Here is a 23,217-nt window from a genome sequence, read left to right as displayed (position 1 = left end):
ACTCCTCCGATTCGGGAAATGGAGGGGCATCGAACCCCTCCATTTCCCCTGGCTCTCATCCCGACGCTCACCAAGCAAGGGTAGAGCGCGGGGCTTCCCGCCGAGAAGCTAAATTAAAAACCGGGTTTATTGACAAAACCCGGTTTTTGTGGTAATGAATCGTCCGGTGTATCGGCTAGCGGATTGCAGGCCAGCAGCCTTCCCAAAGCGCGATCGCTACCACTTGAGCAGATTGAACTGTTCCATATCCACCGTATCGCGGTTGCGATAGATAGCCAGCACGATCGCCAGACCCACCGCAGCTTCCGCCGCCGCCACCGTAATCACAAACACGGCAAACACCTGGCCTTTAATCGCCGCCGAGTCCAGAAAATTAGAAAACGCCATCAAATTGAGATTGACCGCATTGAGCAGCAACTCAATTGACATCAACACGCGCACGGCGTTGCGGCTGGTAATCAAGCCATAAATCCCAATGCAGAACAGCGCCGCCGCCAACACTAAAAAATACTCGAGTTGCAGTACCATCTATTTTGCTTCGTATGCTCCAACGGTTGTGATTTCCATGCAGGTAGTCCTCCACCCATTGAACCAGAAAAAGGTCAACCAAAACCCGCAATTTGCACTCGCCTTTTTCTGCGTTCCGCTTTACTCCTTGTCGGTGGTGCTCCCGATCGCCGCCACCGGTTCTCGAGGACGTTCCGGTAACTGGAGGTCAGTTTTCTGCTCAGTTTCCAGCAGCTCTCGAGCCGGCACCAACTCCCGGCGAGCCAACAGAATTGCCCCTACCATTGCCATCAGCAACAGCACAGACACTAACTCAAACGGCAGCAAAAAGTCGCTAAAGAAATGCTCGCCGATTTGTACGGTAGAACTCAGTGCAGTGGCACGAATCGGCATCACCGCCCAAGGAGTGGATAACACCATCGTACTTAACAGGGCAAACACCCCCGCACAAACCACAGCAGTGGCTCCCCGACGAATCCAGTATTTCGGCAGCTTCGGGAAATCTTCCCGCTTGTTCACCAGCATGATGGCAAACAAAATCAGAATGTTCACTGCTCCCACATAAATCAACACTTGGGCAGCAGCCACAAAATCGGCATTCAGCAACAAATACAGGCCGGCCATGCTAATAAACACGCCCCCGAGCAAAAAGGCTGAATAGACAATATTTGACAGCAGCACCACGCCCAATGCGGCTCCAATCATCATAGCTGCCAATATGCCAAACGAAACTATCTGAACGCCTTCAGCTAAATTCACTTTTTTGTCGTCCTTATTCCTTGCGTCAAAATTCTCGATCTCGATCGATGAAAGTGGGTCAGTGGGTTAACCGCGATCGCTTAAATCGCATCATGGTTCCAGTGGGGCGTGGGGCTAATCGCGATGGCACAGCACTCGCCATCGATCGTCAGCCCCTCCGCCAACTTTCCCTACTGCTGCTTCGTTTCCGCTTGTTCCATCTGTTCCAGAATTTCTTCTGGGCGTTGTCCGGCGCGTTGCTTGCCCGGGGGTAAATCGTGCGAATCGATCGCCCCTTTCGGCAGATACGCCAGTTCTCGCAACGGCGTGACCATTGGATCCTCCGTGACCTTGTAAGGCAACCGTCCCATTGCGACGTTATCAAAATTCAATTCATGGCGATCGTAAGCCGCCAGTTCGTATTCTTCCGTCACCGACAGGCAGTTGGTGGGGCAATATTCCACACAGTTGGCGCAGAAAATGCACACCCCGAAGTCAATGCTATAGTGCTTCAGATTTTTCTTTTTGGTTTCCTTGTTGAATTCCCAATCCACCACCGGCAGGTTGATCGGGCAAACCCTCACGCACACTTCGCACGAAATGCACTTATCGAATTCAAAGTGAATCCGACCCCGGTAGCGTTCCGAGGGAATCAGTTTTTCGTAGGGATACTGCACCGTTACCGGACGACGGCGCATGTGGTCGAAGGTAACGGACAGTCCTTGACCAATATATTTGGCAGATTGAACGGTCTCTTTTGCGTACTCGCTAATTTGATTGAGAAATTTCAGCATGGTTGTTTTCTCTGATTCAATCGGTAGAAGGCTCCTCGATCTGGCTACTCCGACGACGCAACGGCGTCGCCTATAATTCGGCCTAGGCACTTTTCCTCAGCGCCATCCGCCGATTACCCGCCAAATGCAAAGGGAAATGCCAGTTTCAAGGCAGCGGTTAACAGCAGGTTCACCAGGGACACCGGCAGCAAAAACTTCCAGCCTAAATCGAGCAACTGGTCGATCCGCACCCGGGGCACGGTCCAGCGCAGCAGAATCGCCAGGAACACGAAAAAGTAAGCTTTCAGTAAGGTCATGGTGATGCCCAGCATCCCGGTAATCAACTGCAACCAAGGAGTGGTCTCGCTGATGCCGATCCAATTGGCAATGGTTTCCACTGGAATCGGAAATTCCCATCCCCCCAAGTACAACACCGCCACCAGCAAGGCAGAAAGAACGAGGTTGACGTAGGAACCCACATAAAACAACCCAAATTTCATGCCGGAATATTCGGTTTGATAGCCGGCGACGAGTTCTTCTTCCGCTTCGGGAAGGTCAAAGGGCAAGCGTTCGCATTCCGCCAGCGCCGCGATCCAGAAGATGATAAAACCCACCGGTTGACGCCAGATATTCCATCCGAGAATACCGTAGCTCGATTGCTGTTCCACGATATCCAGGGTGCTGAGGCTGTTGGACATCATCACCACCGCGACCACGCTCAAGGCGAGGGGAATTTCGTAGCTGATCGACTGCGCCGCTGCCCGCAACCCCCCTAGCAGGGAGTATTTATTGTTGGAGGCATAGCCGGCCATCAGCAAGCCAATCGGCTGAATGCTCGATAGGGCAATCCACAGGAAAATCGCAATTCCCACGTCGCTGATGAGCAGGTTTTGCCCAAATGGCACGATTAAGTAGGAAACGAACACCGGCAACACCACCAGGATCGGCCCTAGGGTGAATAGCAACGGATCCGCTTTCGAGGGAATGATGTCTTCTTTGAAGACCAGCTTCATCCCATCGGCAGCAGGCGCTAGAATTCCCAACGGACCGATGTATTCCGGGCCGATCCGCTGTTGGGCAGCAGCAGAAATTTTCCGCTCTAGCCACACTGATACCAGCACCCCAACGGTGGCGGCCAGCAGCATCAGGATCATCGGCAATGGCATCCAAATGACTTTCGCCACCGTCGCCGGAACGCCTAAATCCGTCAGGACTTTTATAAAACTTCCTTGTAGGTCAATACCTGGGTTCATGCTTTGTTGAGAAATTGTGAAGATTTCTTACGACTGGAACTCAGTAACAGTATAACCCGAGGGGGGACGCCAGAAATCGAGGAGGAGTCTGAGTTTCAGTCTGCATGCATGTCTTTTTTCTCCCAGAGCGGGTGAACCTCTTGCCGCACACTACCACTGTGCAATCCCCTGGCATGGGAGACCTGAGCTTTATTTTTTATTTTATACCCAACTGTTTTCGCCCCGGATTCCACCGGGCTATAAAAATTTTTTAGCTTCTATAAAATCTGAATTAATTGGATTACAATATAAAATTTCCCCCCAAGGATAAGCATTGAAAAAGCCAGGGAGACGCATAAGCTAAAATTTATCGTTCCCGGGTTATATCCGTTCGGGCCTCTTTCGTCGTTTCGCCCCTGATTTCCCCAGGCGAGAGACATTGCGATTTGCGATTTGCGATCTGAAAAAGCCTTACACTCTTAATTCTCCATTTTTCATTCTCAATTGCTAACTATTGAATTACAGATTAATAACAATTTAACGCCCCCGGGTGGAGTTCAAGGCGGAGTTTTTTAACGGTCCGGTCCGGTGGAGGGGGGAACTAGAAAGCGGGTTGGAGCGGGTAGACTGTGCCATGAAACCCCAGCGATCGCGGAATTTCGACCCGCCCCAACACCAGAGAAATTGAGAACTGAGCATTTTTGAATTCTTTCTCAAGTCTCAATTCTCGATTCTCAATCCCCCCGTTAGGCTCGACAGGGTTAACGGAGGGTTGTTGAGTGCCTTATCGTTCTTCTGTGGGAATGTAAGGAGCGCCGTGGGTGCCAGTGTAAATTTGAGTCGGACGGTAAATGCGGTTTTCGTTTAGCTGTTCTTTCCAGTGGGCCAGCCAACCGGCGACGCGAGCGATCGCGAAAATCGGCGTAAACAAATCCGTGGGGATGCCCAACTTGCGATAAACCAGACCCGAATAAAAGTCCACATTCGCGTAAATCCCCTTCTGGCCGAGTTTTTCCTCAACCACGCGCTCGATTTCTACCGCCACATCATAATATCGATCCCGACCAAACTTCTCGAATAGCTCTTCGGCCAAATTCTGGAGGACGATCGCGCGCGGATCCTTCACCTTGTACACCCGGTGACCGAAGCCCATAATCTTCGCTTTGCGAGCGATGCAATCTTCCACATAGGGCCGAACATTTTCCTTCGAGCCAATTTTTTCCAGCATGTCGATCACTTCTTCATTCGCTCCTCCATGTAGCGGACCTGCCAAGGTTCCCACCGCTGATGCCACCACCGCATAGGGATCCGTGAGGGTCGAAGCCGTCACTCTCGCCGAGAAGGTAGAAGCATTAATGGTGTGTTCTGCATGAAGGGTCAAGCACACATCAAACACATGCGCCGCCAGAGGATCCGGTACGCGCTCGGTCAACATGTACAAAAAGTTGGCGGAATAGCTCAAATCATCCCGAGGCTGCACCGGGTCGTTGCCTTTGCGCATCAATTGAAATGCCGCCACCATCGTGGGAATTTTGGCCAACAACCGCACCACAGCGGCGCGGATATAGGCGGGATTGTCTAATGCCCGACGCGAGTAAAACAATCCCAGCGCCGCCGCAGAGGCTTGCAACGCATCCATGGGATGCCCGGTTTCTGGGAAGCATTTCATCATGTCCCGAATCCGATACTTGATCCGGCGGTGATAGCGAATTTCATGCTCGAAGGCATTCAACTCATCTTTAGTCGGCAGATTGCCCCAAATCAATAAGTAAGCGGTTTCCAGGAAACTGCTGTTGGCTGCCAGTTCTTCGATGGGAATCCCGCGATATTCGAGCACTCCTTTCTTGCCATCTACATAACTGATGCTCGATAGAGTAGCGGGAACGCCTTCTAAACCTGGCTTAAATTCAAAACCTGTCTTTAAGTCGCCGGCGACAGTCATAAGCTTTAGCCCTTGCTTTAGTGAAATACCATCAAGCTAACTTACCAGATCCTCTTGAAATGTTAGCCTTTTTACATAAAAACTTTATTTCTATTTCCCCAAAGGGTTTAGAGTCTCCTTTCCGAAATAATTCTTAACTTTATCATCGTTCACTGACAAATTGGGTCATGCCCCCGGGGGGAATTGCGATCGCCTGCCAATGGGGGTCTGGTTCATGGAGAGCATACCTCCACCAGAGCCATTCCTCAACGCCGACTTGTTACCCTCAGACCCCCCACCGGACATCACAGCAGCAGTTTCGGTGGGGTCAGCCAAAACATGGAACTGTTGCCCACCGGATCCCCGGTTTCTGGCAGCATCACACCAATCACCCCGGCTTTTTTAACCACCAGGCGCTCTCGCGCTTCTCCCCAGACTAAAATTTCCGCCCAATTTCCCAAATCGGGCTGATGCCCCACCAGTGCCACGCACTGTCCGCCAGACTGACGCCATTTGCGATACCAGTTCAACCAATTATTCAAATCCCCAGCCGGCGAGAGGGAGGTGGATTCTTTAATTTGGCTGCCCAATCCTGCCGTTTGCAGAATCTCGGCGGTTTGCTTGGCCCGCACTAACGGACTGGTCAAAATCACATCGAATTGTAGATCCAGTTCTTGCAGTCGGTTGGCCACTTTCCGGGTTTTGCGAATCCCCTCTTTGGTCAGGGGACGCGCTTCATCTTGCGGGTAGTCTTCCCGGTTGGCGGCGATACCGTGGCGGATTAAATAAACTTTTGTGTCTTTGCTCATGGTGTGGGTTAGATGCGGTGGAAGGTCAGGGAACCCCGGCGGGAATTGTCTGGGGAATCATGCCACAGGGGCGATCGCAGCGGCGGTGTTTCAATCCGTGGGGAGGGTGCCCGGGCGATCGCCCATTCCCGATTCCTCCCCTGTGGAACAGTGGGGAAGTCCCACAACTCGCCCACCCCAAAGGGCGATCGCGATTAAAGTTCGCGCTTAAACTCTTCTAAGGTGCCGATCAAATCCACTTGGCAGCTTGTGGGAATTAACTCCAATAACGGCAATTGTCGCCGCCCTCCCCCCAGGTTGACTGGGATTCCTTCCAGAACTTTCACCACCTCCGCTTCCTCGATGGCGGGACTTTCGGTCAGCAACGGATAAAGCTGTTCGGCTAAGGTGACGTGCAAATGAGCATCATCTAAACGCAGACGCCATTTCGCAATGTCGAGATAAACCTTGTCGGCAATTTGCGCGGCAAGGTTTTCAATTTCTTTCGTGGTATTAGGATTTGCCATAATAATCGGATGAATAATCTGCAATTAAGAAAACATAAATCGCATGAGCGATTAAAATCAGCAGCCAACTGCCCGTAAACCAGACACTCCAAGTCCACTGGGCAAACTGCACGGTTCGGAAAAACCAGACCCCGGAATTGCTGGCGGCAAAAATTGCCACATGAACGGCAAAATTCATGCGATCGTCAATTTTGCGAAATTCGGGATCCTTGCGGTCGGGTTTGCGAGGCCAACGCGGAGGCATAACTATCCTGTCTCAACACTTAAGCCGACTTGGCGAACCTTGTTCACCAAAGTCTGAACTTCTTTATTTTAGGGCGCATTGGACTGATGCTTCTACGATAACTTCCCCTGCGGCGGATCTCGGGGCCACGCGCTGAGCTTTTCAATATAAGTTGTAAAACCTAATACTGCCAATTTGATTAAGTTAGAGTTAACGGCCCGCCTTCGAGTCAGAAGTAACGATAAAATGCAAAATAGACATTCACCACCCCTTCACCTGAAAAGTTTTGTGACTCCCGCACGATTACTCCGGCAAAATTCTACCAAGCGCCAGACCTTTCTGGCGATCGTTCCCCTATCCAATGAAGCGGCGGCTTTTGAAGCCTACCGACTGTTACAGTACCACGGGATTTCTCCCGAGCATCTGGCGATCGTCGGCCAAGGCTACAGTTCTCCCGATCGCGTCGGGTTGTTGGAACCCATGCAAATCGCCCTGCACAAAGCCCGCCGTTTCGCTCTCGTCACCGGCACGGTAGGCACGGTGGCGGGTTTGGCTGTGTTTCTGGCTTTACATTGGGGCTTCGATACCTCCCTCACCCTGACGTTGATGCTCCTCATCCCTACCGCCGGCATCGTGGGCGGCTTCTCCGGTGCCGTGGTTGGAGCTTTATTTGGCTTCTTGGGAGAAGGCACCACTGTCGGCATCTACCACCATCACGTTCGACAAGGGGGTTACTTGTTGATGATCGAAGGCTCTCAACCCTTAGTTCGCCGAGGAGAGGAAATCCTCAAGCAGTATTCTGCACCCAAGGCGCGCTGAGTGGGAATTTTTTTTCTCGATTTCTTCTATCCCCCAACCCAGTCGAATTCTTCCCCTCGCTTGATTTCCCCCACATCAAAATCTCATTTTCATCCACGATCTTCGCACTCTCGCCTGGTTGAAATCGACGCTGAATTCTGCCGCATTGCCCGTCAACTCTCATCCCTGCTTGGTTTCTGGCGCTGCTTGATAGTCGCCAGATTTTCCGCCTGTCTTGCTCAGCAGCCGAATGGATTGGATTTCAATGGATTTTTCTAGGGCTTTGGCCATGTCGTAAAGGGTAAGGGCAGCGACGGAAACGGCGGTGAGGGCTTCCATTTCTACCCCGGTTTCGGCTTTGGTGATGACGAGGGCGCGAATTTCATATCCGGGTAGCTGAGGATCTGCAACGATCTGAAGGTCAATTTTGTGCAGGGGTAAGGGATGGCACAGGGGAATGAGCTGGGAGGTCTGTTTGGCGGCCATAATACCTGCTAGTTTGGCAGTGCTTAGCACTTCTCCTTTTGGGGCGTCTCCGGCTTGGATTTTGGCTAAGGTCTCTGTGGACATCCGCACCCGACCGAGGGCGATCGCTTGCCTCCTGGTGGCTGCTTTTCCCGAAACATCCACCATCTGTGCTTGATTTTTATCGTCTAAATGGCTTAGCTGGTCAGGGTTTGAAGAATTTTTAGAAAAATTTTCAGAATTTGGTTTCATTTTTCCCAAAAGCTGTGTTACTATTAATTTTGGTGAGTCAAGGGCTTGTAGCTCAGTGGACTAGAGCACGTGGCTACGGACCACGGTGTCGGGGGTTCGAATCCCTCCTAGCCCGTTAAAACATCATAGTCTCCGAAAGTTGAGTTCTGAGCGAATGAAATAGCTCAGAACTCAAACTTTTTATGGGAGCGCTCATTTTAGTTGGATTCTTGCAGGGCATACCAGTCTTTTTCTCGCCCAAAGGCAAATTTGATGGAGCGCGTCAGGGTTGTACTCGAGGCGGTGACAAATACTGCGATCGCCACCAGTGCCATCGTTGCGGCGATCGCAAACAGACTCCGATAGTCGGTTTCGGCGGCGATCGCTCCCAAAATCGGGCCTGCCAAGGCAATCCCCAAGTCAAACCCCCCCACGCACATGGCAAAAAATCGACCCCGCTGGTGTGGCGCACAGCGATCGGCCATCAGCGCTAGCATCATCGGAATCACCATCCCTGCCCCACATCCTTGCAGCAATGCCCCAAACAACAGTCTCGCCGGCTCTTTGGCCCCCCACAACATCAGCATAGCCAGAAAATATGCGCTCAAACCGCTGGTAATAAACAACCCCCTCCCGTAGCGATCGGATGCCTTTCCGGTAAATAAGCGCAGGCTAAAACTGGATACGGCGGCGGCACTATAAAACAATCCCGGATTAATGTCGATCTGGCTATTTTTAATAAATAATGGCACGAATGTGGCAACAGTGCCGAACACTAACCCCACCATCAGCATCACAAAGGCGGGAACCCGCACCTGAGGACTGGACAACACCTGCCAAAAGGATTCGGTTGGCGCTGAGGGTTGCCGATTTTGGGGAGATGCTTCGGTGGGGTTCAAACTCTCCCCACAAGTTTCGCTGACGGGGAAAATACACAGCAAACTGAGGCTTCCCAGGGCAAAGGCCATGAAAAATAAGGGCGCATACCCCAAAGATTGTTGGATATATCCCCCCACCGCCGGTCCGATCGCCACCCCCAGGGGATTCACTAAGCTCATATATCCAATTAATTCCCCCCGCTTGCGCGGCGGTGACAAATCCGCGATTAAGGCACTGTATCCGGTGGTGAATGCGGCAATACTAATTCCGTGGAACGCCCGCAGCACCATCAGCAGGGGAATCGAGTTGACGATTAAATACCCCAACGGGGCGATCGCTACCACGGTGGCCCCTAACTGTAAAACGATTTTTCTCCCCCGGCGGTCCGCAAACGGTCCTAACCAGGCGCGCGAGGGCAGCAACCCCAAGGCAAATGCCCCCATCACTAACCCGATTTGTCCCTTGGTTCCGCCCAGGTATTCCACATAAAGCGGTAGGGTGGGCAGCAACGAGGCAATGCTCGCCCAAAACAATAACCCCGCACCAAATAATATCAAGAGGCTGTTGCGACGCTGTGCCTCAATCTCCCAGAATACTCTCAAAGCGTTTCATTCCCTTCTTGTAAATCTCAGCAATCCATTGGGGGCACCAACATGCCCCCACCTCTCTCATGCTAATGTTTTTTTTTCCAATTGTTAAGGAATGTTAAGAATCGATCCGGCGTTCCGGTATGGGGGGACTGAGGTGGGGCTACTCAGGCGATCGCTTACCTCTATTTGGAGTTACAATTCATCTAAATTGCATATTTCGCGATAGAATAATCTGAAGAGAGGGTGGCGTTGAGTCTGTGGGTGGGATTGGGGTAGAGGACGCGGGAGGAGGCGGAACCTCGGGATGGGCATTCCCCCCTGGGGGGAACGAGAAAATGAGAAAAATGAGAAAAATGAAATATGCAATTTAGATGTAACTAAATTCCGGGCTGATAGCTGGACATGACGCGACCTGCGCCGCGCAGTTGTTGGGAATAGTGGCGACTGACGGGGTGTTGGGTATCGCAAAGAGAATCGATCCCGACACAATTGCGACCCACTTCTTTGCCAGAACTATGGATGTAACGACCCTCGCCGAGATAAAGTCCCACATGGGTGGCTTTTTCCGCCGGACCGAAGAACACCAAATCCCCGGGTTGTAACTCCTGCAGGGGAATCGATCGCGTAAAAGGCTCTTGCTGATAGGCATCTCTGGGCAGCCAAATGCCAGCGGCGCGAAAGGCAGCTTGCATGAGTCCGGAACAATCGTAATTCGGGCCGATGGTGCCGCCCCAGAGGTACTCGTTGGGGCGTTGCATGGCATCGTATGTAAAGGCGATCGCGGTAGATAATCGCGGTTCGATGTCTTCGCGAGACTTCGGCGTCGGCTGATAGGGGCGAGGGGCGGTTTGCAGATGCTCGATATCGGCAATTTTCACCCATCCGGGATAATCATCTTCACACAGCAAGACTTTCAGTGCCTCAGAAGACTCCCCGGCGCGACTTGCAGACCACAGCTTCGACTCCTCCCCCTGGGGGAGTACAATTCGCAAGTGACGCCCCGCCGTGGCTTGAGTTGCCAAGCTGTCGCATCTGGGGGAATCATAAATGTTTAAATGAACTCGGCATCGATACTGCACTGTGCTGGCACAGCTAGATGTTAATTGACTCAGAGAAACCATAATTGTCCAGGATGAGTAACCCAACGATAAACAATAACCCAGAAAAAATAACCGATAAACCCAACGCCCCCCGACGCTGACCAAAATTCTGCGCGACGCAACGTCAATAGGCGAGAGATAAAATAGGCGCGATCGCGCCTTCCGAGAAGCTTACCCCCTGACATTGACCCTTGGCGTCGTTTCCCCCTTCTTGTAATCCCAATCCCAGCTTGCAACAAACCATGACATTTTTCCGAAAAGACGAACAACTCGACAGTATCGGCGATCGCATTTTAGAAACAACTTGGGCAGAATTTTCCCACTTAGCCCGCAACCAAATTGCCCTAACCTGGATTGTCTACGACCCCCCGGTGTCGGTGAATACCGGTGGTGCCCTCAGTCCAGATGCCTTCTGGAATCATCCCATCCGAGGATATGCCTATCGGGGGTTAGAGCGCATTTACCCCGCCAGCGTGGTCAAGCTGTTCTATCTCGTGGCGGTTTACGAATGGCTGGAAAAAGAGATGATTGTCACCAGTCCAGAATTGCAGCGCGCTATCCGAGATGCGATCGTGGATTCGAGCAATGATGCCACCAGTTTGATGGTCGATGTACTAACCGGCACCACCAGCGGTCCGGAGTTACCGCCCGCCCCCTTTGAAACCTGGAAGCAGCAGCGCAATATTGTCAACCGCTATTTTCAGTCCCTCGGATGGCCCGAACTCGAAAGCATCAATGTCAATCAAAAAACCTGGTGCGATGGACCCTACGGGCGGGAACGAATTTTCCTCGGCGAGTTAATGGAAAATCGCAATATGCTCACCACCAATGCTACCGCTCGTCTGTTACACAGTATTGTGGGTGGGGTGGCGGTTTCTTCCCAGGCATCCCAAGGGATGATGAAGCTGATGGAACGTTCTCTCGACCCAGAAGAACTGGCGGCGGATCCGGAAAATCAGGTGACGGGTTTTTTGGGGGCGGGTTTGCCCGAGAATGCTCAACTCTGGTCGAAGGCAGGGTTGACCAGTCAAGTGCGCCATGATGCCGCCTATATTGAATTGCCCGGGGTGTCCCCTTATTTGTTGGTGGTGTTTACACAAGGAAAGGCGCAAAGTCAGAATGAAGCAATTTTGCCGTTTGTGTCGCAACAAGTGGCGAGTGCAGTGCAAGAACTGTAAGCCGGCGCGGGTTGCACCCTGACTAGGCGATTGTTTTGGGCCGGTGATGGAATCAGCGTCTCGGGAAAGCCCTGGGATCCGGTGAAGATTTCCATCGCCAATCTAGAAGCGAAAATTCACATTGGTGTGAGGAGTGAGGCGTGATTTTTACATTAGCGAGAGGCATGTTTTGGCTGAGTGTTGGCGCGGTGGCGCTGACGGGGGTGGGGGAAAATTTAGCGGCGATCGCCCAAGTGTCGCCACCGCCGATGGATGAGGGGGTGGCGGGAGTGGCGGGCGATCGCGGGGGGTATTCTCTCGATTCCGGTGGAGTTGATGACGAGTCCCCTACGGTGGCCACCATAGCGCCTCCAGCAGACAATGCCGGCGATCGCGCCATGTTACTCCGGGGAACTCAGGCGCTGAATGCGGCTCAATTCTCTGCGATCGACGCCCACCCATTCTCCCCCGGGGGGTCACTCCCTCCCGCCCCACCCGAACATTTGGCGATCGATGATGATGACGAACTCGATCCGGGTCGCACTACTCTGTCTGGTCCGAGTTATGTGGCGGCGGGTCTGCAGGTGGGGATCAATGCTGACAATGCGGCGAGTCCCCTGGGCGATGGCGGGTTTGCCTTGTTTAGCAAAATCGGACTGCTGGAACAAGTCTCGTTGCGTCCAGCGGTTTTGTTCGGGGAACATGTGTTGTTTGAAGTGCCGGTGACGATTGATTTTCCCCTCCAGGATACGGATGAACAGCTGCGGGTGAATGTCGCGCCTTATATTGGCAGCGGGGTGGCGATTTCCACGGATTCGGATAATTTTATTGGCTTTTTTGGCACGGCGGGCATTGACTGGCGGCTGTTTTCGCGGTTTATTGCTACCACTGGGGTGAAGGTGGGATATGTGGAGGATATTGAGGTTGGGGTGGCGATCGGTGGCGGTTATGCATTTTAAATGGGTTATGCTGAGGTATTGCACTCTGGCGCGATCGCCCGATAACCGCAGGACACTCACTGTCTGGGGGTTTCGCTAAATTCGGGTTTTCTCTATACTCAATGCTTGCTACGCCGATGCGCGAGGCGTTTAGCGGCGATCGCCAGTTGGCAAGGCGCAGGGGTCGATCGAATCGGTGCAACAAATGCGTTTATTCAAATTAATTATGATGGGTGTGAGAAAAAATTGGGTCGGATCGATGGCGTTGGCGGGGTTGGCAGGGTTGGGGATCCCTTGGGTTCCACCAGCGATCGCTCAGTCTCCCAGGGTTGCGGATCCACTGCCTGAGTTCGCGTCCGATCTCGCGCCTGAGTCGCCACCGCAACCGGGCGCAAGGGTTCCCCCCCCGAACCGAGAAGGGCGATCGCTGCGGGATTTTGAAGTGTCGGTGAGTCTGGATAAATGGGAGTTGATTACCGAAGCGGCAATTTTGCCGACGGGGAAGGGTTCGCCGGAGTCCGGATCTGGGGAACTCGCCCAGGTCCGCTTTCCCGATTCTTATCGCTATAGTGCGGGGTTTGATTTACCGACGTTTGGTTGGGTGACTACCGATGCGCGCGGGGTGGATAGCGTCCTGGGAATTAATGCGTCGTTGGGGATCTCTTATAAGAAGTATTTTGAATCGGCGATCGCGGATCGGTTTAATCCGGCGTGGGGTGTGGGAACTTTGGCGATCGCCTTACCCTATGCCACCATTGGCGGCGATTACCAATGGACCAGCGGTTGGTACCTCGGCGGTCATGTGGGGGGCATGATATTTTTCTATGATGATGTTTTCCCGTTTCCCATCGGGTATGTCAGCGTCGGTTATCGCTGGTAATGGCGAAGGGAGACTAGTCCAATAAACCACTCCCCCATTCTCTGGGTCAGAGAATGGGGGAGTCAGAAATTATTTTGGCATCGCCCTGGGGGGTGCCGGAAACGGAGAGGGAGGGATTCGAACCCTCGTTACGGCGTTACCAACCGTAAAACAGATTAGCAATCTGCCGCTTTCAACCACTCAGCCACCTCTCCTCGGTGACACTTCTTTATCATAGCAGATGTTTTTCGGGTTGCAAAGTGGATTTTCGATCGATTTTGCAAATTTTTTTTGGGGGCTGTCGGTGAAGCCAGTTTGTGGGGATATTGACAATTGTTAATTGGTTATCCCCGCCATGAAAGGATTGTATCCCTGGGAGATTGCAGATTTCAAACGGGGGCGATCGGCCAGAAGAGGGGGGCGCTTGTCAAAAAGATAAAAAAATGCTAAAATATTATAGCCATAATCGGTAAGAGGAAGTGGAGTTACTCAAAACCACCAACGGCTGCGGGTTCGGGATTGCCCACCTAAGCGGGGGAAGTCCAGACAATCGCAGTGGAGTAAGGAGGGAGTAAATCTGAAAGGAGTTTAAAAAGATGGTAGGTCGAGGGAAAGATTTCCCTGTGGGTTCTCACCTCAAGTCCTGAGGGAGGACTCAAAAAAATGGGCGATCGCTCCATGTAGGGGCAGAACTTGCCAAAGTGGCGATCGCTTGTCACCCCGATCGAGTATTATAGAGATAAGAGGAATCGGCGAGATCGGGAGATCTCTGCAACATTCCCTCGGTCGAAGAGGGCAGTGGCGGGTTTCGTGAAACGAATCTGCAAGCTGCTTTTGTCGAATTCCGGTGAAAAAAAAAACTATGGCGGTAGAAGCTAGTAAACATATTGCCTTAATTTCGGTCCACGGCGATCCCGCAGTGGAAATTGGTAAAGAAGAGGCAGGCGGACAAAATGTGTACGTGCGACAGGTGGGAGAAGCACTGGCAAAGCGGGGCTGGAAAGTGGATATGTTTACCCGCAAAGCCGATGCCAAATCCCCCACGGTGGTAGAACATGCCCCCAATTGTCGGACGATTCGGCTGGTGGCCGGTCCGGAAGCATTCGTCCCGAGGCAAGAAATTTTTGAATTTTTGCCCGAGTTTGTGGAAGGGCTGGTAGAGTTTCAGGAACGAGAAGGCATACAATATCAAATCGTTCACACGAACTATTGGCTGTCTTCCTGGGTGGGAATGGAGCTGAAGAAACGGCAACCCATCAAGCAGGTTCACGTTTACCATTCCTTGGGGGCGGTGAAATATAAGGCAGTGTCGGCGATCCCGACGATTGCCACCACGCGCTTGGCGGTGGAAAAAGAATGTTTGGAAACTGCAGAGCGCATTGTAGCCACCAGTCCGCAGGAGAAAGAACACATGCGATCGCTGGTGTCGCAGAAAGGCACCATCGATATTATTCCCTGCGGGACGGACATTCACCGCTTTGGTTCGATCCGAAAAGCCGACGCCCGCGCCACCCTGGGGATCGACCCGGATGAGAAAGTGGTGTTCTATGTGGGACGCTTTGACAAGCGCAAGGGGATCGAAACCTTAGTGCGGGCCGTGGGTCGCTCTCGCGTGCGACACAGCGATCGCCTGAAACTGATAATCGGTGGCGGGTCGCGTCCGGGACAAGCGGATGGCATCGAGCGCGATCGCATCGAGGGGATTGTGGATGAATTAGGTCTGCGCGAGATAACCACCTTCCCGGGACGCATCGGCGACGATGTGCTGCCCACCTACTTTGCGGCGGCTGACGTTTGTGCGATTCCCAGTCACTACGAACCCTTCGGGTTGGTAGCCATCGAAGCAATGGCCAGCCGCACCCCGGCGATCGCCAGCGATGTAGGCGGTTTGCAGTTCAGCGTCAAAACCGAAGAAACCGGGCTATTATGTCCGCCACAGGACGATGCTGCCTTCGCAGAAGCCATCGATCGCATTCTCGGCGACATGGAATGGCGCGATCGCCTGGGTGAAGCCGCACGCAAGCGCGTGGAAGACAAATTTAGCTGGGATGGCGTCGCCGCACAACTGAGCGATTTATACGAGAGTCTGCTGAAAGAAGAACCGGCAGAAGAAGGGGAAAGCTTGGTGAAAGCGATCGCCTAGGGAAAAAGAGTAAAGGGACAAGAAACCGGGGTTCTATCTCTCACGAGTGGGCAAACCTACCCGGTTTCTCCACCTCTCTCCCGCAACTAACGCAGTCGCGAATGTAGCACTATAATTTTATCGTCGTAGGAGAAATCCTGCGGCGCTTTGTTTTGTATCGCACGAGCTGAAATGATGGAAATACGGGGCGTTTGGATGCCCACCACCGATAGTAACCTCTGGCGATCGCGCGACAGGATTGCCGAAGCGATCGCCTTTTTGGCCGAAACCGGATTTAACGTGCTGTTTCCAGTAGTCTGGACCCGAGGACTCACCCTTTATCCCAGTGCCGTAATGCATCGCACTTTTGGCGTAGAAATCGATCCCCGGTTTGCAGGGCGCGATCCCTTAGCCGAAGCGATCGCCGAAGCCAAAAAATGCGGCATGGCGGTGATTCCCTGGTTTGAATATGGGTTTGCCAGTTCGTATAATTGCAATGGCGGGATGCTGCTAGAGAAAAAACCCGACTGGGCCGCCCGCGATCGCGCCGGGAATCTGTTGTGCAAAAACGGTTTCGAGTGGATGAATGCCTTCTATCCCCCGGTACAGCACTTCATCCGCGATTTAATCCTGGAAGTGGCCACCCGCTACGATATCGCAGGTATCCAAGGGGACGATCGCCTGCCGGCCCTTCCCAGTGAGGGCGGTTACGATGCATTCACCGTTCAACGCTATCGCGACACCTTCGATCGCGACCCGCCAGACAATCCGCAACAGCGCCAATGGCTGCAGTGGCGGGCGGATATTCTCACGGAGTTCTTAGCACAACTGTATCGAGATGTCAAGGGAATTGACGAGAATTTATTGGTTTCCCTGTCGCCCAATATCTATCGCTGGTGCTTATCCGAATATTTGCAAGATTCTCGCACTTGGATAGAACGAGAAATTGTGGACTTGATGCACCCGCAGATTTATCGCCGCGACGCGAAACGCTACCAGCAGATTGTGCGAGAGATGGTCTACAGACAGTACGAGGCGCAGCATTTGCCGCGCATTGCACCGGGGATTTTGATTAAGTTAGGGAAATATCGGATTGGGGCAGAAGATTTGTTGCAGGCGATCGCCTGCAATCGCGCGTGCCATCTTCCCGGAGAAGTGCTATTCTTTTACGAAGGATTGCGCCAGGATAACGATGAATTGGCGAAAGTGTTGCGATCGCACGCTTATGCCAAACCCGCCGCGTTTCCCACCGCCGCCGAACTGAAGCAACAGGCGATCGCGCAGCAAAAACCCCGGTTCCACCCTCCGGGACTTTCGGCGATCGGCGATTGGCTGAAACGTCTTTTTTAGCACGATTTCCCACATGCCGGGTAAATTTATTTAATCCACCGATTCACCCACGGTTGGAGTTTGATTTCTACCAAATACGCCAGGGCGAACAATAACCCGAAATTGAGGAAATAAACCAGCCAACTATCGGGAAACGCCGATTGCAACCCCCATTGAATCAAAATAGGATAGCTCAACACATAGAGACTGTAGGAAATGGGCGCAAGCGGAGAAAACCACCCCAAGATAACTTCAAAATGGGCTAATTTTTTTTGATACCAGTAGGTGCCGATCGCAAATGCCACCAGCGCCGCCAAAAAGTGACGGAACATCAAAATCGGGTAATATCCGAGGCGAAGTTCCTCCACCCCCAAAATCGGCAACCCCGTCACCAGTAACATCACCCCCAAAGAGACAAAAATCGGGCGCATGGCTTGAAAATTTAATTGGCGAGATTTGACGTAGAGGGTTGCCGCTTCTACCCCCGTCCACCAGATAATAAAATACGCGGAAATCAGAGAAATTTGATTGGGATAAAGCCAATAGATGAAGTAGGAAAAAGCTGAAAACGCGAGGACGTAGTAAATTCGTTTAAACTGGACGCCAAATAGTAAATTTATCGGGTAAAATAGCAGATAAAACCACCATTCATAAGATAAAGACCATAAAGGTAAATTTCCCAAAAATGGATAAAACCAGGTTCCGGGCTTAACGCTGCCAAAATCCTGGAGTAAAATAAGATTGCCTGCCACATCGCGCCAGGAAAATATGGAGGCTAAACTGCCGTTGAAATAGCATACCCCCAGGGAAACGAGCATGGCAATCACTAAGGGGAAATAGATTCTTCTAAATCGCTTGAGAAAAAAAGTTCTAAACGGTTGTTGGGGATGCTTGAGGGCGGATAATTGCACCACAAAGCCACTGAGAATAAAGAAGACAATGACCGCTTCTTGTCCGGCAGCAAACAGCAGTTTTACGGGGAAGGGAATGAGGTTGGACGAGTATAAGCCATAAACGAAGTTGTGAATTAACACATAGAGACAGGCAACTCCTCGAATGGCATCCAGCTTGTGAAAGTAAAGTTTTTTGTCCATTGGTGATGGGTTTTTAGAGGCAACAAGCTGTGGGCGTTGGAGTGGGGAAATGAGCGATGCAAAACAGCGCGATCGCCGTTTCAACTCAAGCCCAGGTACCTTGTGGGTTCTCTGGTGCTTTTTCCAGTTTGGGTGGGGAAACGGAACTGTGCCGGGATTGTGTTTTAAAAAAGATTATATCGTGAAGCGCGTTACTCGGGGAATGAAGATGCGATCGGCAAGGGGGTGCCATTGCCGATCGCGAGACGGGCGGGAGGATGCCCGAGGGGAGATAGGGTTATCAGGACCAAATAGGGCGATCGCGCTGTTTTGCGTCACCCTTATCACTGAACAGGGTGGACTTACGGCACAGTTCAGTCGCCGCCTCGGCGGGGAGGGGTTTGCCTAACAGGTAGCCCTGCACGGAATCACAGTTAAGCGATCGCAAAAACTCCAATTGTTCCACCGTTTCCACCCCCTCAGCAATCACTTCTAAATTCAATCCATGCCCGAGAGAGATAATCGAATTGACAATTGCTGCATCATAGGATTCCGAAATTGCATCGCGAATAAACGAGCGATCGATTTTGAGTTTATTCAGGGGAAAATGCTTCAGAGACGAGAGAGAAGAATACCCCGTACCAAAATCATCGATCGCGATATGAATCCCCATTTTCTGCAATGCCTGTAGCACGCCGATTGTCAATTCTGGATCTTGCATGGCAATGCTTTCGGTGACTTCTAATTCTAAACTGGTTGGAGCCAGACCCATTTCCCTTAAAATGCGCGTAATGGTATCGAACAAGTTTTTTTGGCGCAATTGACGCAGGGAAAGATTGACCGCCATCCGAATTGGGGGCAATCCCGCTAACTGCCAGGTTTTATTTTGAGCCGCCGCCGTAGCAAGTACCCATTCTCCGATGGGACAAATCAGCCCATTTTCTTCTGCTAAAGGAATAAACTGACCCGGGGATATCAATCCACGTTGGGGATGCTGCCAGCGAATCAGGGCTTCCATGCTGATAAGCCGACCAGTTTTTAACTCCACTTGCGGCTGATAGTACAAACAAAATTCTTCCCGTTCTAACGCTTTGTGGAGACTGTTTTCTAACTGCAGTCGGTGAAAGGCTTTCGTGCCCAAAGCAGGGGTATAAAGCTGATAGGTATTGCGCCCTTGTTGCTTCGCGCGGTACATCGCTGCGTCGGCGTTTTTTAACAGCGTTTCCGTATCTTCTCCATCATAGGGAGCTAGTGCAATTCCCAGACTGGCTTTGATGTAAAATTCGCGATTGTTCAGGATAAAAGGCGCTGTCAAAGTGTCGAGAATTTGCCGCGCCACCCCAGCCGCATCGTCAGCGGATTTGATGCGATCGAGCAAGAAGGTAAACTCATCGCCTCCCCACCGGGCAATGCTATCCCCTTTCGGCATACAGTCGGTGAGGCGCTTGGCCACAGATTGCAGGATTTGGTCGCCGATGGCATGTCCGAGGGTATCGTTAATGGTTTTAAATCCGTCCAAGTCGAGAAATACGACAGCGAGCATTTCGCCGCGCCGATCGGCATTCGCTAAGGCTAATGAGAGTCGCTCGTTAAACAGCATGCGATTGGCCAAACCGGTGAGGCGATCGTGGTAAGCTTGGTGGCGAATCATGTTTTCAACTCGCCTTTGCATAATGGCCATGTACAGATGAATGCCCAAAGATTGCGCCAGTTTGATTTCCGGAAATGTCCAGGCTTTGGCCACTCCTTTGTTGAGTTCTCGCCACACTTCAAACGAGTCACGCGGTCGGTGATTGCGGCGATCGCCATTATTGCGTCCCGCCCATAAGGTTTCGGTTTCTCTTTCGTGTCGGAAAATCGTCAGACAGCCGACGCATTGTTGATGATATTTAAGCGGAACGATCAGAAGCGAGCGAATGGGTGTGTACTGGAAGGCAGAGACTAAAGGTTGAAATTGCGGGGTTTTGTAAATATCGGTAATGGTGTGGATGCTCAGAGAAATGTCTTGCATCACCGGGTATTTTGCAGCGTTTACTTTTTTTCCATTGGGTTGTAAGGTGACATCCAGGCTAGGCATTAAAAGTTCCGGGTTGGCTAGGGCTTCGTCGGTATTGGCGGCCAGAATTTTACCGGGAGAATCCGACGTGCCATCATTCATTAGCTGTTGCCAATAGAAGGTTTCTTCAATCCATTCGCGATCGGGTTGGGTGCCATAGGTGTAGAGTTGCGCCGGTGCGCCGCTGGCATCGGTGGTAATATAAAGTCTGCCCCCGTCTCCTTGCAGTGCGGTGACGGTTTCTTTGAGCACCGTTTGTCGAATTTGGGTGATTTTCAGGGGAGAGTGGAGCAAACAGCTAATTTTCTCGATCGCCGCTTCATCGAGGGCTTGTTGTCGCGTGCGACTGAGCAAGTCAGACTGCGCGATCGCGATGGATAATTGATCCACGAGCAACTGCACAATTGCTAGTTCTCTTTCGGAATAGCGTCGCGGTTTGGCATGGTGAGACACCAGCAATCCCCAGAGGTGTTTTTGATGCAAAATCGGCACCACTAACGAGGAACATACCCCCATATTGCTCAGATATTCGGCGTGGCACGGATCCACTGGGGAATAGCGAATATCGGCATTCACCAAGTTTTCCCCGGTTTGGGGCGAATCGAGTTGATTGATGGTTTTGCGTCTAGAGGTGACATCCACGATGACTCGCTGACGCGCTTTGACAAATAACTCGCGCGCCTCGGGTGGAATATCCGTGGCGGGAAACCATAGACCCAGCATGGAGGGTAATTCTGGTCCGGCGATCGCTTCTGCAATCACTTCCCCACTTCCATCGGATGCAAACCGATAGATTTTGACTCGATGGGTGCCTAAAAACGATCGGATTTCCTGCACCGTTGTGGTCAAAATCTCTTGCAGCTCTAACGATTGGCGAATTCTGCTGGCTAACCGATAGAGTAAGTTTTCCCGCTCGAGTATCGGCTGTAATTTAGGTTGCTTTTTCCTCCCATTCATCCGATTCTTCTCCCAGATCGACTGATATTTACCCTGTGCTAGCACCCCGGTTTATCTATATTCTATTTTATCCTATTTTTGTCAGTTTTAATGCGAAATTAACAAAAAAAATTGCGACGGGGTGAAATGCCGATCGCCTTGTAAATTTCCCGCAGGCCGCTCGCGACCCCCAGTGGCAGTTGATTTTTTAGATTTTACGCTATTTTATAAAACTCTTGCAAGCGTTTTTTATTCAATTCTAGAAGGGTTCTTAATTCAAGAGGAAAAATTTGGCGTAAACTTAAAAAATGCTTGCATCAAAAACGAGTCGAACGGTTCTGGCGCAACCGAGGTCAGGCGGTTGTTGGGAGTGGGGTAGGGGCAAAGCGATCGGGGGGGTGTCGAGACCCTCGGTGGCGATCGCTGCGGATCCACCGCCCCTGAGAGCCAATCTCTGAGATTCTCATAATACTATTGCCCTCTTTCCAGTCCTTGTTAACCTGTACCAAAAATTCTCTGCTCAAAGTTCGCGATCGATTTAGCCGCCGATGTGTTAAGATATATTGCAAGCGAAGTTCGGCTGTGGTGTTTGTTTTTGAGATTAACAGACAAACACAAGCGGTTAAATTTTCACGATCTAAGACATTCACCCCCAGCCTGCAAAAACCATAGAGGGTAGGGGGGAAGCTGTCAGTGCATTCGCTGTAGCCACAGAAAGTGGGTGCCCGAGGCACCATTTGCAACAGCCATCGAACCCCCGTGCAACCACGGGCAGCTCGAACTTCACCATTTCTTCTGGGCGAAACACAGACAAGCCCAGTAATTTACTGACGTTTAGAAGGAGAACCTATGACTCAAGTTGTAGTCGGAGAAAACGAAGCCATTGAATCTGCCTTGCGTCGCTTTAAGCGACAAGTTGCTAAAGAAGGGATTTATGCGGATATGAAGCGGCGACGGCACTTCGAGACGCCCCAAGAAAAGCGCAAGCGTAAAGAAATCGCCCGCCGACGCAAGCGCCGATATCGCCGTTAAAAACACAAGCATATCCACTCGATCGCGCAGTAGGTAAGTGGGGCGAAGCGCCCCCGCGATCGAACGGATAAATATCGGCAAGAGGGGGATGAGCGATCGCCGCCTAGTAATTTTTCAACGCCCGTTCTATTTCGCGTTTTTCGGCACGTTTTTTTAGCGTTTCTCGCTTATCGTAAATCTTCTTCCCTCGCGCCAGAGCAATTTCCACTTTCACCAAACCCCGCTTTAAATACATCTTCGTGGGCACCAAAGTTAACCCTTTCTGTTCCACCTTGCCGATCAGCTTGCGGATTTCCCAACGATGGAGCAGCAGCTTGCGGGAGCGGCGCGGGTCGTGGTTAAAATACAGACTAGCCGTCTGATAGGGCGAGATGTGAACGTTAATCAGCCACAGTTCGCCGCCGCGAAGCACGGCATAACCATCGCGTAAATTAACTTTACCTTCTCGAATGGACTTCACCTCGGTTCCTTTGAGTTCAACGCCCGCTTCGTAGGTTTCGAGAATCTCGTATAAGTGCCGAACTTGGCGATTGTCGCTAACGATTTTAATTCCTGCTTTTCCCATTCCTAAATATGTCGGTGTAAAGACTTGAGCTAGAGGCGATCGCGTCCCATACAGGGCGATCGCCTCTAACTTCTAGGGTATCGTTTTATGAATGCACCACCACCTGCTACGCCCGGTGGTGGTGTCTTGATGAGAAGGGCGTATCCCTTCCCACCGTAGGATTTACAGCCTATTGCTTCATCTCTCGAAAACTCCTGTGTCCGGGTGGCTCCAAATCGGTGTTGCGCGCCTGAGCATCAACCTGCTACGCGAGAAAAGGAGAATGCGGCGAATCTCGTTCAATCCGACGCCAGCTCGATCTTATTAGGGGTCGATGAGGGCTTCGCAACCCTCACCTCCCATTCAGAACCGGACATGAGACTTTCACCTCATCCGGCT

The 23,217-nt window shown here is 51.8% G+C and carries 23 protein-coding genes and 2 tRNA genes; 10 read left to right on the top strand and 15 right to left on the bottom strand.

The annotated features are described in order from the left end of the window. Nucleotides 1-216: 216 nt before the first annotated feature. The 6 genes from nuoK to sixA form a co-directional block, all read right to left on the bottom strand. Nucleotides 217-522, bottom strand: coding sequence for an NADH-quinone oxidoreductase subunit NuoK (gene nuoK, locus AC0QH1_RS31695; protein WP_324635414.1), 306 nt, complete (start codon nucleotides 520-522; stop codon nucleotides 217-219). A 126-nt stretch (nucleotides 523-648) separates the two neighbouring features. Then, the gene (locus AC0QH1_RS31690; RefSeq protein WP_324635410.1) at nucleotides 649-1,266 is read right to left on the bottom strand and encodes an NADH-quinone oxidoreductase subunit J; all 618 of its coding nucleotides are present in this window, start codon (nucleotides 1,264-1,266) and stop codon (nucleotides 649-651) included. 170 nt (nucleotides 1,267-1,436) lie between these two features. Beyond that, entirely contained in the window at nucleotides 1,437-2,036 is a 600-nt protein-coding gene (gene ndhI, locus AC0QH1_RS31685; RefSeq protein ID WP_324635413.1) for an NAD(P)H-quinone oxidoreductase subunit I, read from the bottom strand. A gap of 116 nt (nucleotides 2,037-2,152) precedes the next feature. Continuing rightward, entirely contained in the window at nucleotides 2,153-3,271 is a 1,119-nt protein-coding gene (gene nuoH / locus AC0QH1_RS31680; RefSeq protein WP_324635409.1) for an NADH-quinone oxidoreductase subunit NuoH, read from the bottom strand. A 763-nt stretch (nucleotides 3,272-4,034) separates the two neighbouring features. Next, a complete protein-coding gene (locus tag AC0QH1_RS31675) occupies nucleotides 4,035-5,192 on the bottom strand; it encodes a citrate synthase (RefSeq protein ID WP_324635408.1) in 1,158 nt (385 codons plus the stop codon). A gap of 284 nt (nucleotides 5,193-5,476) precedes the next feature. Further along, nucleotides 5,477-5,980: a phosphohistidine phosphatase SixA gene (gene sixA / locus AC0QH1_RS31670; RefSeq protein ID WP_324635407.1), complete on the bottom strand. Its 504-nt coding sequence runs from the start codon at nucleotides 5,978-5,980 to the stop codon at nucleotides 5,477-5,479. Between sixA and AC0QH1_RS31665 the strand changes: the two genes are divergently transcribed. Continuing rightward, nucleotides 5,979-6,191, top strand: a complete 213-nt coding sequence (locus AC0QH1_RS31665; protein WP_324635406.1) for a hypothetical protein — start codon at nucleotides 5,979-5,981, stop codon at nucleotides 6,189-6,191. The two genes, sixA and AC0QH1_RS31665, sit on opposite strands and share 2 nt — an antisense overlap. Here AC0QH1_RS31665 and AC0QH1_RS31660 read toward each other — a convergent pair. Together AC0QH1_RS31660 and AC0QH1_RS31655 are read right to left on the bottom strand one after the other, a co-directional pair. Beyond that, complete coding sequence (locus AC0QH1_RS31660) at nucleotides 6,175-6,486, bottom strand: DUF3181 family protein (RefSeq protein WP_324635405.1); 312 nt, start codon at nucleotides 6,484-6,486, stop codon at nucleotides 6,175-6,177. The two genes, AC0QH1_RS31665 and AC0QH1_RS31660, sit on opposite strands and share 17 nt — an antisense overlap. Continuing rightward, the gene (locus AC0QH1_RS31655; RefSeq protein WP_324635404.1) at nucleotides 6,473-6,730 is read right to left on the bottom strand and encodes a 2TM domain-containing protein; all 258 of its coding nucleotides are present in this window, start codon (nucleotides 6,728-6,730) and stop codon (nucleotides 6,473-6,475) included. The genes AC0QH1_RS31660 and AC0QH1_RS31655 overlap by 14 nt, the downstream gene beginning before the upstream one ends. A gap of 267 nt (nucleotides 6,731-6,997) precedes the next feature. Between AC0QH1_RS31655 and AC0QH1_RS31650 the strand changes: the two genes are divergently transcribed. After that, nucleotides 6,998-7,528 carry a hypothetical protein gene (locus AC0QH1_RS31650; protein ID WP_324635403.1) on the top strand — a complete coding sequence of 177 codons (531 nt, stop codon included), beginning with the start codon at nucleotides 6,998-7,000 and terminating at the stop codon, nucleotides 7,526-7,528. A gap of 159 nt (nucleotides 7,529-7,687) precedes the next feature. On the opposite strand, the gene moaC is transcribed toward AC0QH1_RS31650, so the two are convergent. Then, a complete protein-coding gene (moaC, locus tag AC0QH1_RS31645) occupies nucleotides 7,688-8,224 on the bottom strand; it encodes a cyclic pyranopterin monophosphate synthase MoaC (RefSeq protein WP_324635402.1) in 537 nt (178 codons plus the stop codon). A gap of 41 nt (nucleotides 8,225-8,265) precedes the next feature. Between moaC and AC0QH1_RS31640 the strand changes: the two genes are divergently transcribed. Beyond that, a tRNA-Arg gene (locus AC0QH1_RS31640) sits at nucleotides 8,266-8,339 on the top strand. Between the two features lie 82 nt (nucleotides 8,340-8,421). Here the strand turns inward: AC0QH1_RS31640 and AC0QH1_RS31635 are convergent. After that, nucleotides 8,422-9,684 (bottom strand): MFS transporter, encoded by a 1,263-nt coding sequence (locus AC0QH1_RS31635; protein WP_324635401.1) that lies wholly within the window; start codon nucleotides 9,682-9,684, stop codon nucleotides 8,422-8,424. A gap of 365 nt (nucleotides 9,685-10,049) precedes the next feature. Continuing rightward, complete coding sequence (locus AC0QH1_RS31630; protein WP_324635400.1) at nucleotides 10,050-10,793, bottom strand: C40 family peptidase; 744 nt, start codon at nucleotides 10,791-10,793, stop codon at nucleotides 10,050-10,052. A gap of 221 nt (nucleotides 10,794-11,014) precedes the next feature. Between AC0QH1_RS31630 and AC0QH1_RS31625 the strand changes: the two genes are divergently transcribed. The 3 genes from AC0QH1_RS31625 to AC0QH1_RS31615 all read left to right on the top strand — a co-directional run bounded on the left by AC0QH1_RS31625 (nucleotide 11,015) and on the right by AC0QH1_RS31615 (nucleotide 13,747). Continuing rightward, nucleotides 11,015-11,950: a serine hydrolase gene (locus AC0QH1_RS31625; protein ID WP_324635399.1), complete on the top strand. Its 936-nt coding sequence runs from the start codon at nucleotides 11,015-11,017 to the stop codon at nucleotides 11,948-11,950. 140 nt (nucleotides 11,951-12,090) lie between these two features. Continuing rightward, on the top strand, nucleotides 12,091-12,888 hold the full coding sequence (locus tag AC0QH1_RS31620; protein WP_324635398.1) for a hypothetical protein: 798 nt from the start codon (nucleotides 12,091-12,093) through the stop codon (nucleotides 12,886-12,888). Nucleotides 12,889-13,072: 184 nt separating this feature from the next. Further along, nucleotides 13,073-13,747 carry a hypothetical protein gene (locus AC0QH1_RS31615; RefSeq protein ID WP_324635397.1) on the top strand — a complete coding sequence of 225 codons (675 nt, stop codon included), beginning with the start codon at nucleotides 13,073-13,075 and terminating at the stop codon, nucleotides 13,745-13,747. A gap of 102 nt (nucleotides 13,748-13,849) precedes the next feature. On the opposite strand, the gene AC0QH1_RS31610 is transcribed toward AC0QH1_RS31615, so the two are convergent. Beyond that, nucleotides 13,850-13,941: transfer RNA gene (locus AC0QH1_RS31610), tRNA-Ser, on the bottom strand. Between the two features lie 647 nt (nucleotides 13,942-14,588). Here AC0QH1_RS31610 and AC0QH1_RS31605 point away from each other — a divergent pair. Together AC0QH1_RS31605 and AC0QH1_RS31600 are read left to right on the top strand one after the other, a co-directional pair. Then, complete coding sequence (locus AC0QH1_RS31605; protein WP_324635412.1) at nucleotides 14,589-15,869, top strand: glycosyltransferase family 4 protein; 1,281 nt, start codon at nucleotides 14,589-14,591, stop codon at nucleotides 15,867-15,869. A 174-nt stretch (nucleotides 15,870-16,043) separates the two neighbouring features. After that, nucleotides 16,044-17,198, top strand: coding sequence for a glycoside hydrolase family 10-like protein (locus tag AC0QH1_RS31600; protein WP_324635411.1), 1,155 nt, complete (start codon nucleotides 16,044-16,046; stop codon nucleotides 17,196-17,198). A gap of 26 nt (nucleotides 17,199-17,224) precedes the next feature. On the opposite strand, the gene AC0QH1_RS31595 is transcribed toward AC0QH1_RS31600, so the two are convergent. Further along, entirely contained in the window at nucleotides 17,225-18,271 is a 1,047-nt protein-coding gene (locus AC0QH1_RS31595; RefSeq protein WP_324635396.1) for an acyltransferase family protein, read from the bottom strand. A 280-nt stretch (nucleotides 18,272-18,551) separates the two neighbouring features. Beyond that, on the bottom strand, nucleotides 18,552-21,263 hold the full coding sequence (locus tag AC0QH1_RS31590) for an EAL domain-containing protein (RefSeq protein WP_324635395.1): 2,712 nt from the start codon (nucleotides 21,261-21,263) through the stop codon (nucleotides 18,552-18,554). A 287-nt stretch (nucleotides 21,264-21,550) separates the two neighbouring features. Between AC0QH1_RS31590 and AC0QH1_RS31585 the strand changes: the two genes are divergently transcribed. Then, nucleotides 21,551-21,700, top strand: a complete 150-nt coding sequence (locus tag AC0QH1_RS31585) for a hypothetical protein (protein WP_324635394.1) — start codon at nucleotides 21,551-21,553, stop codon at nucleotides 21,698-21,700. Between the two features lie 391 nt (nucleotides 21,701-22,091). After that, nucleotides 22,092-22,274: a 30S ribosomal protein S21 gene (gene rpsU / locus AC0QH1_RS31580; RefSeq protein WP_324635393.1), complete on the top strand. Its 183-nt coding sequence runs from the start codon at nucleotides 22,092-22,094 to the stop codon at nucleotides 22,272-22,274. Nucleotides 22,275-22,377: 103 nt separating this feature from the next. Here rpsU and smpB read toward each other — a convergent pair whose 3' ends face one another. Next, the gene (smpB, locus tag AC0QH1_RS31575) at nucleotides 22,378-22,839 is read right to left on the bottom strand and encodes an SsrA-binding protein SmpB (RefSeq protein WP_324635392.1); all 462 of its coding nucleotides are present in this window, start codon (nucleotides 22,837-22,839) and stop codon (nucleotides 22,378-22,380) included. Between the last annotated feature and the right edge of the window lie 378 nt (nucleotides 22,840-23,217).

It is taken from the genome of Phormidium sp. CCY1219 (assembly GCF_055795085.1).
This window is presented reverse-complemented; position numbering and strand designations above follow the sequence as displayed.

Coding starts and splice junctions, on each gene's coding strand:
- nuoH (WP_324635409.1), bottom strand. CDS start 3,271: ATGAACCCAGGTATTGACCTACAAGGAAGTTTTATAAAAGTCCTGACG.
- moaC (WP_324635402.1), bottom strand. CDS start 8,224: ATGAAACCAAATTCTGAAAATTTTTCTAAAAATTCTTCAAACCCTGAC.
- AC0QH1_RS31660 (WP_324635405.1), bottom strand. CDS start 6,486: ATGGCAAATCCTAATACCACGAAAGAAATTGAAAACCTTGCCGCGCAA.
- AC0QH1_RS31595 (WP_324635396.1), bottom strand. CDS start 18,271: ATGGACAAAAAACTTTACTTTCACAAGCTGGATGCCATTCGAGGAGTT.
- rpsU (WP_324635393.1), top strand. CDS start 22,092: ATGACTCAAGTTGTAGTCGGAGAAAACGAAGCCATTGAATCTGCCTTG.
- AC0QH1_RS31605 (WP_324635412.1), top strand. CDS start 14,589: ATGGCGGTAGAAGCTAGTAAACATATTGCCTTAATTTCGGTCCACGGC.
- AC0QH1_RS31615 (WP_324635397.1), top strand. CDS start 13,073: ATGCGTTTATTCAAATTAATTATGATGGGTGTGAGAAAAAATTGGGTC.
- AC0QH1_RS31585 (WP_324635394.1), top strand. CDS start 21,551: ATGCTTGCATCAAAAACGAGTCGAACGGTTCTGGCGCAACCGAGGTCA.
- AC0QH1_RS31600 (WP_324635411.1), top strand. CDS start 16,044: ATGGAAATACGGGGCGTTTGGATGCCCACCACCGATAGTAACCTCTGG.
- sixA (WP_324635407.1), bottom strand. CDS start 5,980: ATGAGCAAAGACACAAAAGTTTATTTAATCCGCCACGGTATCGCCGCC.
- AC0QH1_RS31665 (WP_324635406.1), top strand. CDS start 5,979: ATGGTGTGGGTTAGATGCGGTGGAAGGTCAGGGAACCCCGGCGGGAAT.
- smpB (WP_324635392.1), bottom strand. CDS start 22,839: ATGGGAAAAGCAGGAATTAAAATCGTTAGCGACAATCGCCAAGTTCGG.
- AC0QH1_RS31630 (WP_324635400.1), bottom strand. CDS start 10,793: ATGGTTTCTCTGAGTCAATTAACATCTAGCTGTGCCAGCACAGTGCAG.
- AC0QH1_RS31675 (WP_324635408.1), bottom strand. CDS start 5,192: ATGACTGTCGCCGGCGACTTAAAGACAGGTTTTGAATTTAAGCCAGGT.
- AC0QH1_RS31590 (WP_324635395.1), bottom strand. CDS start 21,263: ATGAATGGGAGGAAAAAGCAACCTAAATTACAGCCGATACTCGAGCGG.
- AC0QH1_RS31625 (WP_324635399.1), top strand. CDS start 11,015: ATGACATTTTTCCGAAAAGACGAACAACTCGACAGTATCGGCGATCGC.
- AC0QH1_RS31655 (WP_324635404.1), bottom strand. CDS start 6,730: ATGCCTCCGCGTTGGCCTCGCAAACCCGACCGCAAGGATCCCGAATTT.